The organism is Pantoea sp. Mb-10, from assembly GCF_021272205.1.
In the GTDB taxonomy this organism is placed as follows: Bacteria; Pseudomonadota; Gammaproteobacteria; order Enterobacterales; family Enterobacteriaceae; genus Pantoea.
Map to the genome: position 1 here is coordinate 62560 of NZ_JAJSDX010000006.1, position 14883 is coordinate 77442.

Sequence of the window (14883 nt, forward strand, 5' to 3'; positions counted from 1 at the left end):
CATGAAAGTGGTCCGTTTGCGAATATGACGATTGACAGTAATATAAATTAAGAAAAACCTTCCTGATTTTACCGCTCCGTTTAAATAATTAAAAAATTTCGCTTCGCATGATGAATAAAATCTGATAACAATCATTTTTCATACCACTTTTGCGCAAGTCGCAGTAAAATTGCGTTATCCCTGATCGAACGCAACGATAAATATTAATCATTAAGATTCATCGAACCTTGATTGTGGTAAAAACAGCACTACATTTATTTTTTGCTTTACATTGGTATAAATATTAAGAGGACGAAAAATGACGGATTCTCACGATCTCGTTAAAGAGGAAGAACAAAAGAAGCAGAGGCGAGGCGGCGCGGGTAACTTTGCTGAGAACAAAGAGCGAGCTGCTGAAGCAGGCCGTAAGGGTGGTCAGGTCAGTGGCGGCAACTTCAAAAACGATCCTCAGCGCGCTATCGAAGCGGGCCGCAAAGGAGGTAAAATCAGCCGTCGTAAGTAATTTCTGAGCCGTTTTCTGAATAGTAGTTTTCTTTGTTGCATTATCCAAGCGCTCTCCTGACGCTGCGTTACCGCTTCGCTAAATCAGCATCGGGAGAGTTATCTCTTTCTTCAGGGCGTAATTGGCGTCTTATTAATCGCAAAAGTGGTTTTATCGTCACGCTTACCTGCGAGGCTGTAACTGCTATTTCTTATTTTTTTAAATCAGCGCTCAGTTATTATCACGCTTTTCATATTTTATATTTGTACAAATCACACATGATTGTACACTTTTGTTAACCTCCTTTTTAGAACCTATATTTATTATTAGCACTTTTATTTAGCAATTAACGCTGTCTCACTTTGCCTGGTTTATAACCTGCGTTTCGCACCCCTTTGCACAGGCATGTTATGCCGCTTGGTATCGTACCGATCGCACACGCGGTGATCTGCGTTCAATAATCCTGGCTACAGTGTGTAAGTACGCTGCAAACAATTTTTGCAGCAGGAATACGAATCAAGAGAGGTCAGCATGGCAGGCGGTTGGTCCGAAGATGGTGCGGTGCAAAAACAGATTGATGCCACCGTTGATGACGCTGTCGCCAGGGCGCGCAGCCATCTCAATCAGGGTAAAAGTGCACAGTATTGTGAAGCGTGTGGTGAACCGATACCGGAAGCGCGCCGCCTGGCGTTACCCGGCGTGCAATACTGCGTAGCGTGTCAGCAAAAGCTGGATGAAAAAGAGGCAAGTCACAGCGGGTACAATCGGCGAGGCAGTAAGGATAGCCAACTGCGCTGACTGGCCGCCTTCAAGACGCATGGCAGCCTGTTTGCGCTCAATATTCAGGTACTCTGCTCTTGCCATAAGCGTACATCATTACGCCCGGCGCGCTTAACGTCGTAGAGTGCTTCGTCAGCGTGACGCAACCATTGGGTCAGTGATTCAGCGCGACTGGCAGAAGCGATGCCAATGCTGACCGAGCAGCGATATGCTTGCGCGGCGGGTAGACGTACGGTGGCTATCTTTTCCTGCAACCTTCTGGCAAGGATCACCACGGATTCATCGCTGGCATGGTGAATAATCACGCTTAACTCATCGCCGCCCAACCGCGCCGGTATGTCTTGCAGGCCAACATAATTGCGCAGCAGCGCTGAGATCTCAGCGAGCAAAAAGTCACCCGCCTCATGCCCCCACGTATCGTTCACCGTTTTAAAATGGTCGACGTCCATCAGCAGCAGATAAGCCGCACTTTCACCACGACGGGTACATAAAAACTCGCTTTCCAGATGCCGTTCAAACAGGCGTCGATTGGGAAGCTGCAAACCGGGATCCATTAATGCGATGCGTTCCAGCTCGCGGTTACGCTTGCGTAGCTGCAGCGTGAGATTGTAGGAGGTCACACTCAGCGCGAGGAGATAGCACGTTGCCAGCGGCAGCGTCAGCCACACGGTTTGCATGCTGAAGTGAAGCGTAAGCTTTGTGCCATCCATTAACCAGGTCAGCGCGAACCCACAAAAGAAGGCTTTTAGCGCGGCGAGCAGGAGCGAACCGCCACCCGCCGAGTAACGATCCGACGCGAGCACCGCCATCATGACAAACGAAGGCAAAGGGCTTAAGGCCATTAGCGCCACCCATATCCCGCCAAAGGCGGCATCCAGCGTCAAATTTTGTCGCTCAACAACCGTGCTGTCTTCTGCTCGCAGCGCCCGATGATGCGCAAGCCATGGCCAAAAATAAGCGTTAATAAACAAAAGAAGACAAATAAACGGGCTGCGGTGCTGCTCAAGCAGTACCGATAAAATCGGGAAAAAACAGAGGATCGTGCCGAGTTGACGCATGATAAACATTCTGCGCACGAAACGCTGGGAACGCCGTTTAAGATGGCCGACATCAGGCGAATAATAATTCATGGGTAAGCGATCAAGGGTGGCGGTAATCGCTATGTTAACGGGAAAACGCGCTTGCCTTTAATTTATTTTTAAGAATTTTCTCCTTGCCTAAACAATTCATCGCCTTTTGATTAAAGTTGCTCGTGTTTTCGCGCGCTGAACTGATTACAGTGAATCCTGTTAAGCCATCCCCCTCCCCTCTCGCTTTGCGAGGCCGATAAAAGAACATTTTGTAAGATCAGCCGTAAACTTTTTGAATCACGCTGGAAAGGTGAAACTGCACGAATAAGCGCATGATGCCCGCGCTCGTGGCGGAAACGGGAAATAAAAAAGGATCGCAATGCGCGATCCTTTTTTGACTCAGGGCAAACATCCGTCCTTGAGGTTAGCCGTTCTGCAGGCGGAACTGCGTTACCAGCTGCGACAATCGCACAGCCTGCTCTTCAAGCGAATGGGCAGAATGCGAGGAGGCACTGACTAAAGACGCATTTTGTTGAGTGGTGGTGTCCAATTCTCCTACCGCGCGGGCAATCTGCTCAATGCCGCGACTTTGCTCATCGGAGGCGGCGGAAATCTCTTCCATGATCTCGTTGACGTGGTTAATGCTGGCCACGATCTGCTCCATGGTTTCACCGGCGCGTGCGACCTGCTGGTGACCACTGCTGATGCGGGAAACCGATTCACCAATCAGCTGCTCAATGTCTTTCGCGGCACCTGCGCTGCGCTGGGCAAGATTACGCACTTCACTCGCCACCACCGCAAAGCCACGGCCTTGCTCGCCCGCGCGAGCCGCTTCAACTGCGGCATTCAGCGCGAGGATATTGGTCTGAAAAGCAATGCTATTAATGACGGCGGTAATATCGGCAATTTTCTTTGAACTCTCAGAAATGTCACCCATGGTGCTTACCACATCACGCACCGCGACACCGCCCTGATTGGCGTTACGCCGGGCCTCTGCGGCAATTTGACTGGCATGGCGCGCATTATCGGCATTGTTTTTCACGGTAGATGTCAGCTGCTCCATGCTCGCCGCCGTTTCTACTACCGCCGCCGCTTGCTGTTCCGTACGGGAAGAGAGGTCCAGATTACCCTGATTAATCTCACTTGCCGCTTGTGAAACACTGTCAACGCTGTTGCGCACATCGCCTATCATGCTTTGAAGACGCGCATTCATGCGCCCCATCGCCGCAGTGAGCTTGCCAAACTCATCCTGCCGATCGGCGGTAATATGAGAACGCAGATCGCCACTGGCAATGCGCTCTGCCAGCGCCAGGTTGTGGAATAAGGGACGGGTAATTTGACGAATGATATACCACGCTACCAGCACGCCAAACAGGATAGCTAAGCCACCGATGAGCATCATCAGCGCTGCCGAGCCTTTGGCAAGCACGTCGTTACGCGCTTTCACTATCGTGATGATCTTCTTAATGGTGGCGCTGCTGCTGTCGCCTGCCACTTTAACGGTATTCTCCGCACTGCGAAGCTGCGCATAGCTGTTTGCTGCCTGCAGGCTAAGATCTTTGAAGCGCTCGGTATCGTGCCAGAGCGAGGTAAAACCGCTCTGCTGCTCCGCGGGCAACTGCGCTAACAGAGATTTCATATCATCGCTGGCCTGGCGGAAATGCGTCTCCAGCGTGGCCCGTAGCGTATCCGATGCATTAAAGCGCAGCGCCCATGCCTCTTCGCGCACGTTGCTGATGGTAAACAGCTGTTGATAAATCTTGTTGGTTATCGCGGGGTCACTGACGGGAGTCTGAATCAGCTGCATATAACGCGCCGTCATATCTTGTTGGCTGAGAGAATCCAACTGCGCGCGCTGCGCATTAAGCTGCGCCGTGGCCTGCGTCATCGCGCCGATGCTGTTCTGAAAGGCCGCGAGGTGCTCGTCGAGTTGATTAATCAGCGCCTCGGCGTCTCGGCTCCATGAAAGCTGTTTGGCTTCTCGGTTCATACGCTGCGCGTGACTAACGTAGTCCGCCATCGCCTGTCCCGCTTTGTCGTCACCGTAGAGATACTTGAGTCGATTGATCTTGGCCTGAAACACGTCGATATTGACGTCGTAAATCAGGTTCGTTTTTTGATAAATGTCGTGGATTTCAGTGAAGCGCTGCACGCTAAGCCCGGTAGCGAGCGCCACTAACAAAAGTACGATGCCAAATCCTGCTGATAACTTACGTGTAATGCGGACATTCCGTAATCGGGATAGCAGTCCCATGTTCTCGCTCCTGAGATGATTATTTTTATCGCTTTCGTGAGAGAGTTATCGGTGCGGGCAAAGAAAGATTTAACTTGCTGGTAATAAAAAGAAAAATTTCAGTAGATGATCGCGTTGGACAGGGCGATTTCAGGGTGAAATCGCCCTTTTTATCTTTTACGCCCACTGCGTGGCAGCGATATCGATCACAAAGCGATACTTAACGTCACCCTTCAACATGCGAGAGAAGGCAGTTTCGACGCCCTCGCCTGTGATTAATTCAACGTCAGCAGTGATGTTGTGTTGACCACAGAAATTCAGCATTTCCTGCGTCTCCTTGATACTGCCAATGGACGATCCGCTGATGCTCAACCGACGAAACACCATTGGTGTCACATCCGGCGCCAGATGGGGTGACTCGGGGATCCCCACCAGCACCAAGCGTCCGTTGGTGGCAAGCGTTGCCAGGTAAGGATTCAGGTCGTGCGGCGCGGAGACGCAATCGATAATAAAGTCCAACGACGTTCGCGCCGCAGCCATCTGCGCCGCGTCGCGTGAGACCACCACATTGCTCGCGCCGAGACGACGCGCATCGTCGCCTTTCTCCGGGGACGTAGTAAAGAGCGTGACTTCTGCACCCATTGCGGACGCCAGTTTTACGGCCATGTGCCCTAACCCGCCCAATCCTACTACGCCCACTTTGTCGCCGGCGGATACATTGAAGTGTCGCAGCGGAGACCAAACCGTCACACCTGCACACAATAAGGGGGCTACACCGGGCAGCGGTAAATTGCCCGGCACCGCGACCACGAAGTCTTCATTCACAATGGTATGCTGCGCATAGCCGCCCCACGTGCTGTCGCCGGTATATTTGTCGATACCGTTATAGGTTGGCGTAAACCCTGCTTCGCAGTATTGCGCTTCCTGCTGCTGACAAAAGTGGCATTCACGGCAAGCGTCTACCATCACGCCCACGCCCACCACGTCGCCTGCTTTATAGCGGGAAACGTGAGATCCCGTGGCCGCCACGCGGCCGATGATTTCGTGGCCAGGCACCATCGGGTAGCGACTGACGGCCCATTCGTTTCGCGCCATATGCAGATCGGAATGGCAAACGCCGCAATAAAGAATATCAATTTTGACGTCATGGGGCTGCAGGGCGCGCAGCGTAATCGCGTCGGTAATAAGCGGTTGTGTTGCATCGTGGGCAACCAGTGCGTTGATTTTCATCGAGCCTCTCATGAGTGTTGGCGTCAGAGTGCGAAAGGCGGCAGACTATAGTGAATGCGGTGCCATTTTGATAGTAGTTACCTTTTGGTTACCACAATAATGCGCGGGCAGCAGATAACTGCATACGCTCTCGGAAAGATATAAACATTCACTGTAATGAGGAGACGCTATGCCAGCTTGGGTCGACGGTAAATTGGTTTTCTATGCGGACTCTCCCCCGCGTCGATTGATGGATCTTTTTTCGCTGAAGTGGAGCAGCATGGTTCTGCACGCGCTTTATCATTGGCCCGAGGGGCGGGCGCGTACCGGAGAATTGCAGCGAAGTTTGCAGGGCATTTCAAAAAAAATGCTGTTTCAAACGCTGAAAGAATTGGAGCTGAGAGGGCTGATCGCACGACACGTTTACGATGTCGTGCCGCCTAAAGTGGACTATCGTCTCACCCCGCTGGGTAAGACGTTTGCAGAGCCCATTGAGCAGATGTATCAATGGGGTCTGGCGCACCAGACGGCGCTCGATGCCATGGAAGCCCATTTGCATTCAGCGCATCTGACGCCCCCTGACGACAGTGAACGTTAAAGCGTGAACCACGCTTTAACGACGGGCATTACGCAAATGGCGTCTCACGCGCCAGCAGGCGTGCAATCACATTGAGCGCCCCTTCCTCGTTATTGCTTTGTGTTCTATAACGCGCAACTTTTGCTACGGCGTCTGCCGCATTATCCATGGCGAAGCTGTAACACGCCTGGCGCAGCATTTCGAGGTCGTTCGCGCTATCTCCGATAGCCAGCACTTCACAATCATCAATGCCCCATTTCTGCTGCAGCAGCGCAATGCCGTGTGCCTTGTGACAGCCGGGGATGATCAAGTCCACAAAGCCAAAACCGCTGGAGACCGGATGCATAATATTTTCAATCGCGCCTAATTCCCCGTGTAAGCGCTCCAGCAGCGCATCCACATTTTCGTGAGCGAGGTTCAGAGAGAATTTAAAAATGGTGTCATCTATGGCGTATAAATCATCGCGCTTTTCGAGACGGCGATAATGATTAGCCAGCATGGCCATCACCTCATCGGGCATAGAGGCGTGGACATACGCGCCGTTACGTCCGCACACCACCGTGCTGATATCTGGCTCTTTTGCCAAAATGTCGAGCACCTGATGTACACGCTCTGGCGCCAATTCCCCGCAAAAAATGACCTCATCACCTTGGGATACCCATGCGCCATTTTCCGCGACGAAGGCAATTTCATCTTTTATCTCTGGGAAATAGTGCTGTAGCTGAAAATACTGGTTCCCGCTTGCGACCACAAAATGGATACCCTGTTCTTTCAGTAACGCATACTGACGCGCGAAACGCTGCGCATTGTATTGTTTGTTGTCATCAAGAAACGTTCCATCCATATCCACCGCGATCAATTTAACTGCCATTTTGCGCTCCTGTATTGTGAACCACTATTCCGTTCGGCTGTGAAAAGGTTTTCATTAAGCTTACTCGCGCTAAGGATTATTGAGAATGTGAATAATGAGTTTGTTAACCGCTTTCAGAGCTTTCTCGCGATTGAGGTATCACGGCGGGCGCGTTTGCAACAAGAAGAAGCCAGGCAGAGAGGATATTCATGCAGGCGCAGCGGTTGCTGACAGCGCGCAATACGGTGTATTGCATTGCGCGCTGGTCCAGAGATCGCTTATTGGTTGTCGGGATAGCTGAGCGTAATGGCCTCGTCCGGTAAGCGGGTAAACGTTTTAATCAGCGTGTGATAATCAGCGGTTGGCGTGACATCTTTCATCTGTTGGGGGTAAAGATCTTTGGCTAAGATCTCCATGCCAATGATGTTGTAAGGATGGTTATAGAAATGGTGGTAAACACCATAGACGCGCTTTTGCTTAACCGGTTCAATTTGCGCGACACCCGTACGTTTCAGCAATGTCTGGAAGGTCGCGCTGACTTCGCTGGGTTGCACACCATAGCCAAAGGGCAGAACATTGGCGTTTGGACGTTTTGAACCGGTCATGATGTAGACGTCAGGTTTCATGGCGATAATCTTTTCCATGGACACAAATCCAGAGTTACCCGGTAGCAGTGCGGAACCGATATTTTTACCTCCGACGGCTTCAACCAGCCCACCCCAGCCGTTATGGCTGTGTGTGAAGCAGCAGTTATCGCTATTGCCGGCAATGGGTTCAATGAATACGGTGTGCTTTGTGTGGGCTTCAGACACAGCTTTCGTTATTCGGGCAAACTTCGCCTGATAAAAATCAACGTAGGCTTTTGCTTCGCGCTCGCGATTAAGCACCTTGCCCAGCAGCGTGATACTCGGCGCCGTGTTCTGTGCCGGGTGTAACTCATAGTCAAGGAACACCACGGGAATATTGAGTCGTTGCAGCGTCGCTAACACACCGGACTGCTGCAAGGCATCCTTTGCACGTAGCTGTGCGATCATTAAATCGGGCTTCTTCGCCAATACGCTCTCAAGATCAACCTGTCCCTGATCGTTAAAGCCCATGTCTTTAATGTTCGCCGCTTCCGGCCACTGGCGTTTTAGCATCTCCCACGTTTGGATATCCTGTTTTTTTGGCAGATTATTCCATGCCACGACGCGATGAAACGGATTGTCGCGATCCAAGAGTGCCAGTGACAGAATGTCACGCCCATCTTGTAAAATAACGTGTTGTGGCTCTTGTTTAATAACCTGCTTATGGCCGTCTAAATCGGTAATAGTCAGCGGATAAGTGGTAGCGACTGCGGCTGTTGACGCCAAAAGGCCAATAGCTGCCAGCAAAGGCTTCATCATTAAAAACTCCCTGTTGAAAGGTAATGGTAATTATTATCAATAACTTTACCACAAGCCTTACACCGTTAAAAACGGTCGTGTCAGCCAGCTTGTAAGGGAATTTTACTCTCCTGCCTAAGGCCAATAAGCGCCGTCCACCTGGAATGATGTCTAGCGCTAGAGCAGAATAGAGGCTCCAATCTCCTTTGCATTAAATGCATTGCGCGGTGCGCTTACTCCAACAGTAAGCCTGATTCAGTGAACGCTACACGCAATCATGTACGCGTAACATTGAGAGGACTAACGGTTAGTGCACAGCTGATAGTGCGTCACCCGTTAACCCTTCAGGTGTTTTATCGATAGATTATCGAGAGCTGCCGCACAGGGCAAAGCGTACTGCTTCCTCAGCGTGAATTTGCGTGGTGTCGAATAGCGGAACACAGGCGTCTTGTGCACCCACCAATAGGGTAATTTCGGTGCAGCCTAAAATGATGGCTTCGGCGCCTTGATGCACTAACGCTGCCATTATTTCACAATAGCGCCGTCGTGATTCATCGCGGATGACCCCTAAGCAAAGCTCTTGATAGATGATGTCATGTATCGTCTTACGATTAGCCGTGTCAGGCACGATAATCTCAATGCCAGACCGTTCGAAGCGCTCAATGTAGAAGGGTTGCTCCATGGTAAAAGCTGTCGCCAGCAGACCCACGCGTTTAAATTTTTCGTGGCTGATTTGTGCGGCCGTCGCATCGGCAATGTGCAAAAGGGGGATGGCAACCGCGTTTGTAATCGCCTGTGCCACTTTGTGCATAGTGTTAGTACAGAGCACAATAAAATCTGCACCTGCTGCCTCAAGGCTTCTTGCCGCATCAGCGAGAATCTTTCCTGCTTTCTCCCACTCACCGGAAGATTGCAAAGTCTCGATTTGGTAGAAATCCACGCTATATATGACGCAACGCGCAGAGTGCAAACCACCTAACTGCTGTTTTACCTGCTGGTTGATGATGCGGTAGTAGAGCGCAGTGGATTCCCAGCTCATGCCACCAATCAGGCCGATTAATTTCATGGGTTGCTGCCTTAGTAAATGGATTTCTGTTTACAAGACGATACCGCAGCTGGGAAAGTTATCCACTTTTTCTGTGGATAAACTATTGAATAATCGTTGGCTAACCCTAATGGTTCTGTATTGGCAGAGTAGAATAGGAAATCAAATTCTGGCGATTTCAGGCTGAAATTTTTTAACAAAAAACAATTAATTCAAAGAGATAAACACGAAATTATCACGGCGAAAGAAATAGATTTCACGGGTTGTTGACCGTTTTCGTCTTTTGATAGCGCATGATTCATGCCGATAATCATTTTGGCTACTTAACCCTCAGCTAAAAGGGGTGAGCCAGCGGTTTACCCTCATTTAATGCAAAAACAGCGTGGCGATTTCAGCCTGAAATTTTTCTCAATAATTGCCTAATTTCATACTGTTAGGGATGAAAACACGTTGGCGAAACCACAAAAAACCGCCTTTCGGCGGCCTGTTTTATTGGTTAAGGTATTTGCTTAATGTCTCATTAATGACGCGATCTAGCTCATCCTGCAGCTCTTTTGACTGACGATTAAATTCATAGCTAAACATGCGGCCACGCGTTTTTTTACGTGCAAAGCGGTCTTTATCCGCAAATGACCACAGCGCCGTTGTGACAACGGAATCTTTTGCCGGAGACGGTAAAAGTGATTGGCTACCGTTGCGCACCAGACGCAAAATCGCATTTTTCACCTCATCTTCTGCAAGTCCGTCACGGGCGCATACGCTATCGATATCGCTGGCGATCGTATCAATGAGTGCATCGACCGTCTGACCCGTTTCTTGCAGTTTTTCGCAAGCCTGAAGCAAGGTTTTGTAGTCAGGGTAAGAGAGTTCAGAGTGATTGGGAAACACCGAGACCAGCGCAAGCGGAACGCTTGCTGCCTGAAGCGCACGCGTGACTTTAGCTTGTGATAACCCCTGATTCTCAGCGATCTCTTTTTGGGACATGCCGCTCTCTTTCAACGACATCAGTCGCATACCCACTTCACGCAGGTTATGTTCACGGGCAGTCTGAATGTCCTGCGCCAGACGACGCGCCTCTTCCGCTGAAATAGCCGACTCGGTGACTAATACATCCAGGCCCGTTTTACAGTGTAACGCTGCCGCACGTCGCCGTGAACCGTCAAGGATTTCGATGCGATTGTCGCGTTTAACACCGATGGCAGGAAAGAATTGCTGGAGCTTGATCGTGCGAATAATATCGCGCAGCGATTCAGGCGTAAGACCCGATTGATCGCGTCCATTGGTTTCCATCACCACATAGGTCTGCGCCTCAATGTCCTTAGCCGCGATATGCTGCAGCGTAAACAGGGCGCGCTTACCCGTTGAGAGAATGAAAGTTTGTGCATGGCCCGCTGAATCGTTGTCATTCTGCAAAGGCGTTTGGCTGAAGGTACGGCCAATCGTAATGCGTTTTGCGCTCATAATAACCTCAGTTCAGGCGAATAAATTCAATGCGGTCAAACACCGCTTTGGCAAAATCCTCGGCGGCTGACCGTGCGTTCTTAAGCGCCTCAGTACTGCCGACATAGGTTGAGGGGTTAGCAGAAATCACCGTATCAAAGGATTCGCCGCAGCGTTCAAAACCATCAAGTCGTGGTAGGGCCGCATCCAGCATGTCACCGCCAAAAATTTCCTTGGCAAGGCTATGACAAAGCTTGTGATCTGCCTTGTTGGAGAGCTTGGACATAAAACCGATATTGCCTTGTAGTCGGCACGGCACTCCGGAGTCTTCAATGATGGCGATCAGTTCTGGCAGGCGCGTCAGGTATTTTAGCGTTGAGTGAAAATCCACTTGTGCAGGCGGAACCGGAGTCATTAACAAATCCGACGCCGCAATCGCGTTTTTCAGGAAAGCATCCAGGTGCGGACCGCTGTCAATGAAAATGAAGTCGTAATCCTTTTTGAGCTTTGACACGACATTCTCATACAGCACGCCGTGAACGTTGTGATCGGGCAGGTGTTCACTGCACAGTTCTTCCCAGCGCGAGGCAATGAAGGCGTCGTCGATAGAGGCGGGCAGTACATCTACACCCGGCACAATTGAGGGTACGACAAATTCGTTCAATAACTCTTCCCGGCTGACGTTTTGCAGCATCGCCTGCGCTGCAGTGGCCTCCACCAGCCCAACTGAACGCTCATGATTCAAAAACATGGTAGCGGAAGATTGGGGATCGAGATCAATGACCAGGATACGCAAGTCTTCAAAAAGCAGATGCGGATGCGCGCGCAGGGCGTGAGCAAGAGACACCGTTGAGACCGTTTTTGATACACCGCCTTTTAGATTACCCACGAACAGCGTGAATGCTTCAGCATGACGATCGCGATATTTAGGAACGCCGCGATGGTGATAAATGTCGATGATGTTTTGAATCGACATCGCATACTTTGTTGACGTACCCGCAGCACGTTTATCAAACTGATAACCGTTTTCTTCCATCTCATTAACCGCATAGTCAACGTTTGCGCGCGTTAATTTTGGTAATTTCGCCAGCGCGGCTTTGGCATAAACTTGGTAGAACGTGTTCTCACGGAGTTCTTGTTTTTGTGCCTGAATCTGCTCTGTCAGACTTAACAGCATTCTTTCAGAACGTTGAGCAACCTTCAGCACTTGTTTCTCATCGTTAGCCATACTTGCTCCACATATGTAGGATTTGTGACTTTATACATAAATCCTGCACATGAGGCAAATTTATATCATTTACTTCTGAATAATCATGAGTTGGCTGCATCCCCTCTAAAAGCTGGGAAACATTCACTGTAGTCAGCTGACCGCGTGAGAAGCTAAACAAGAGGAAGGGAACATACTGCAAACATTCACTGTAGTCAGACATTGCAAGGGAGGCGCATTCACGGCCTGGCCAAACAGGGATTCACTGTAATCAGTAAAAAGCGAAGAAGAACGTTAACCGTTCACTCTAATCAGCAAGAGGACGGTGAACATTCACTATAATCAGCAGGCGTTCACCAAGGTAAGCCCCTGCATACTCAAACGTTCACTGTAATCAGTATATCTTCTGACCTTATGCCCACTCCCCATCCTAAACTGGAAAAGCTGCGCATCCATATGTTCACTGTAATCAGTGGGCCATCCTGTGAGCATGCCATTGAATTTGCTAGATACGTTGCGAAAACGCACCTGAGATATTCACTGTAATCAGTAAAAATAGAGATCAGTAAAATCCCTTTATGCTCCCCTGGCCAAGGCAATTTCTCGCCGTTTTATTCACGGCGTCCTGTAAAGATTCACTGTAATCAGTATTACTGCAGGCCAAGCCGCGTTTCGTATTGACCTTCGCTCACAACATTCACTGTAATCAGCACTGTTTGACGCGTGCTTTAGCTGCGACCCCAGATGACATTCACTGTAATCAGTAGTCGGGTAGCTATGATGCGTTGGCATTCACTGTAATCAGCAACAGCATTTATCCAGCGTGACTGGCTGCGAGAGAAAGCAGCTTGGCCACCCTCTGTACAGTGAAGCAGAGACACAAACGCCATTACGATATTGGCAGCAAACTTTAAGGGTGGCGAGCGTTTGGCTAACGGCTTTGGTGTAGGGGAGCGTAGGGGGAGGGGCGTATGGCGCAGGCGGAAAGATTCACTGTAATCAGTAGCAGCTACGAACCCTGTCACTTTTACTGGTGTTTATTACAGTGAAAGAACTGATTACAGTGAACGTTTAGTATGCCGAGTAATTATTATTTTATATCAATAGGTTATTTATTAACGTTCACTGCGTTCGGTCAGGCACACACTGTGTTAGCCAATGTAATAGGTACCGACACTAGCGATACCGAAATTCACTGTAATCAGTAAACCTCAAGCTAAACAGCCAAGATAAAGCGGGATTACATCAATATGTGAGCACTTACTATCGATATAAACCAATAAAATCGTCAAAAAGGCTTGTGAGAGTCAGAGTGCCGAGGAACTCCCCAGAGAGGAAATACTGATTACAGTGAATAGTGCTGATTACAGTGAACATCGCGCAGAGGCAGGATAATAAGGGGGTATGAAACGGGTAACGGTGTCACTTTTTACTCAATAGTGACACCCGCTGAGGCAACTTACTGACTACAGTGAACAGGAAAATCAGTCTTCAAACTCGATGTCATCCAGCACATCAATGCTCTCCAGATTGCTAATTCCATCCAGCTTGGGCGTTCTGCTGTGAATGATGAAAAACACCGAGCGCCCGCGCTTTACCTCTGAATAGTCCAGATAGCCAATCTCTTTGAGCTGTTCCATGGCTCGTCGCACCACATGATTCTGGGTGGTGGTCTTAGAGCCTAAATTAAGGCGCATACGCAGCCTGGCAAGCGATATCGGTGCAGGATTGATGGGAAGACTTTCCAGGTAGGTATAAAGCGCCTGAGCGGATTCCTTGCGTTTCAGGCGCGAAATGGCCCGTAGCTGCAGCAAGACCTTGTGATCGAAATTATACAGTTCGAAAAGCTTAGGATCGGCTTGAATGCGCACCAGATCCTTCTCCCGGTCATAATAGGCCGATTGGACGAGGTGCGTATGGTAGGCTTTGCCATTACCTTCAAACGAAAGCGTGTTGGTCGCAATACGCCTGAGTGAGGCATCTAAGCGTTTACGCAGCGCCGCAGAGGAGTTGGCTGAGGGGATCCCGCACATTTTCACAAAATCGATAAACGGCAGGGTTACCGTGTCTCCTTTTGAAGGATAACGAGAAAATGACTGTATGATCCCGGCCCACGTTTTGAAATCGTTGTCCATGTCCAGCCGAGCACCCGTGATGGTTATTTTTTCATACCCCTCGGCTTTCACTAACGACAGGTTTTTCAGTTCTTTCGTGGCGTCGGTCGACGCCATTGCGCCTGATTTACCCCGCGCAGTGGATTTTAAGGTCGGAACAAACAGGCCAAGACGCATCAGCGCGACCGGTTGCACGGTGTTATTTTTATTAGGGTGAAGCTGAATAACTTCACCGCTGTTTTTGGTAACAGACAGAAAAGGTTCTAGTAACGCTTTGTTTTCGCTATCTTTATCTGCCATGGGATATGATCTTCACGCTGTGGATGAAAAGGATCGATTTCTGATTACAGTGAACAGTATCACCGATTATAGTGAACATTCCACAGTGTATAGTGAATAATCTACTGGTTACAGTGAACATTTTACTCATTATAGTGAACGCGATCACCTTCTCAGGCCTTGTCCCATGCGGCTTCGCGCGATCGGGGATCTCTTAGGATCTCTTTTAGATCT

Annotated in this window: 12 protein-coding genes; 3 read left to right on the forward strand and 9 right to left on the reverse strand. The window is 49.7% G+C overall.

Going from position 1 to position 14883, the window contains the following annotated elements:
* Positions 1 to 298 precede the first annotated feature (298 nt).
* The gene (locus LU196_RS13545; protein WP_232760171.1) at positions 299 to 502 is read left to right on the forward strand and encodes a general stress protein; all 204 of its coding nucleotides are present in this window, start codon (positions 299 to 301) and stop codon (positions 500 to 502) included.
* A 510-nt stretch (positions 503 to 1012) separates the two neighbouring features.
* Positions 1013 to 1279 carry a DksA/TraR family C4-type zinc finger protein gene (locus tag LU196_RS13550; RefSeq protein WP_232760172.1) on the forward strand — a complete coding sequence of 89 codons (267 nt, stop codon included), beginning with the start codon at positions 1013 to 1015 and terminating at the stop codon, positions 1277 to 1279.
* A gap of 44 nt (positions 1280 to 1323) precedes the next feature.
* Here the strand turns inward: LU196_RS13550 and LU196_RS13555 are convergent, their stop codons facing one another.
* The 3 genes from LU196_RS13555 to LU196_RS13565 all read right to left on the reverse strand — a co-directional run bounded on the left by LU196_RS13555 (position 1324) and on the right by LU196_RS13565 (position 5794).
* Complete coding sequence (locus LU196_RS13555) at positions 1324 to 2391, reverse strand: diguanylate cyclase (protein WP_232760173.1); 1068 nt, start codon at positions 2389 to 2391, stop codon at positions 1324 to 1326.
* Between the two features lie 364 nt (positions 2392 to 2755).
* A complete protein-coding gene (locus LU196_RS13560; protein WP_232760174.1) occupies positions 2756 to 4585 on the reverse strand; it encodes a methyl-accepting chemotaxis protein in 1830 nt (609 codons plus the stop codon).
* Between the two features lie 156 nt (positions 4586 to 4741).
* Positions 4742 to 5794: an NAD(P)-dependent alcohol dehydrogenase gene (locus tag LU196_RS13565; protein WP_232760175.1), complete on the reverse strand. Its 1053-nt coding sequence runs from the start codon at positions 5792 to 5794 to the stop codon at positions 4742 to 4744.
* Between the two features lie 169 nt (positions 5795 to 5963).
* Between LU196_RS13565 and LU196_RS13570 the strand changes: the two genes are divergently transcribed.
* Positions 5964 to 6371 carry a helix-turn-helix domain-containing protein gene (locus tag LU196_RS13570; RefSeq protein ID WP_232760176.1) on the forward strand — a complete coding sequence of 136 codons (408 nt, stop codon included), beginning with the start codon at positions 5964 to 5966 and terminating at the stop codon, positions 6369 to 6371.
* A gap of 28 nt (positions 6372 to 6399) precedes the next feature.
* Here the strand turns inward: LU196_RS13570 and LU196_RS13575 are convergent, their stop codons facing one another.
* The 6 genes from LU196_RS13575 to LU196_RS13600 form a co-directional block, all read right to left on the reverse strand.
* Complete coding sequence (locus LU196_RS13575; protein ID WP_232760177.1) at positions 6400 to 7221, reverse strand: Cof-type HAD-IIB family hydrolase; 822 nt, start codon at positions 7219 to 7221, stop codon at positions 6400 to 6402.
* A 257-nt stretch (positions 7222 to 7478) separates the two neighbouring features.
* On the reverse strand, positions 7479 to 8585 hold the full coding sequence (locus tag LU196_RS13580; protein WP_232760178.1) for an ABC transporter substrate-binding protein: 1107 nt from the start codon (positions 8583 to 8585) through the stop codon (positions 7479 to 7481).
* Between the two features lie 343 nt (positions 8586 to 8928).
* Positions 8929 to 9630, reverse strand: a complete 702-nt coding sequence (locus tag LU196_RS13585) for an aspartate/glutamate racemase family protein (protein WP_232760179.1) — start codon at positions 9628 to 9630, stop codon at positions 8929 to 8931.
* Positions 9631 to 10098: 468 nt separating this feature from the next.
* Entirely contained in the window at positions 10099 to 11070 is a 972-nt protein-coding gene (locus LU196_RS13590) for a ParB family protein (RefSeq protein ID WP_232760180.1), read from the reverse strand.
* Positions 11071 to 11077: 7 nt separating this feature from the next.
* Positions 11078 to 12277 carry an AAA family ATPase gene (locus LU196_RS13595; RefSeq protein WP_232760181.1) on the reverse strand — a complete coding sequence of 400 codons (1200 nt, stop codon included), beginning with the start codon at positions 12275 to 12277 and terminating at the stop codon, positions 11078 to 11080.
* 1463 nt (positions 12278 to 13740) lie between these two features.
* Complete coding sequence (locus LU196_RS13600) at positions 13741 to 14670, reverse strand: RepB family plasmid replication initiator protein (protein WP_232760182.1); 930 nt, start codon at positions 14668 to 14670, stop codon at positions 13741 to 13743.
* Positions 14671 to 14883 lie beyond the last annotated feature (213 nt).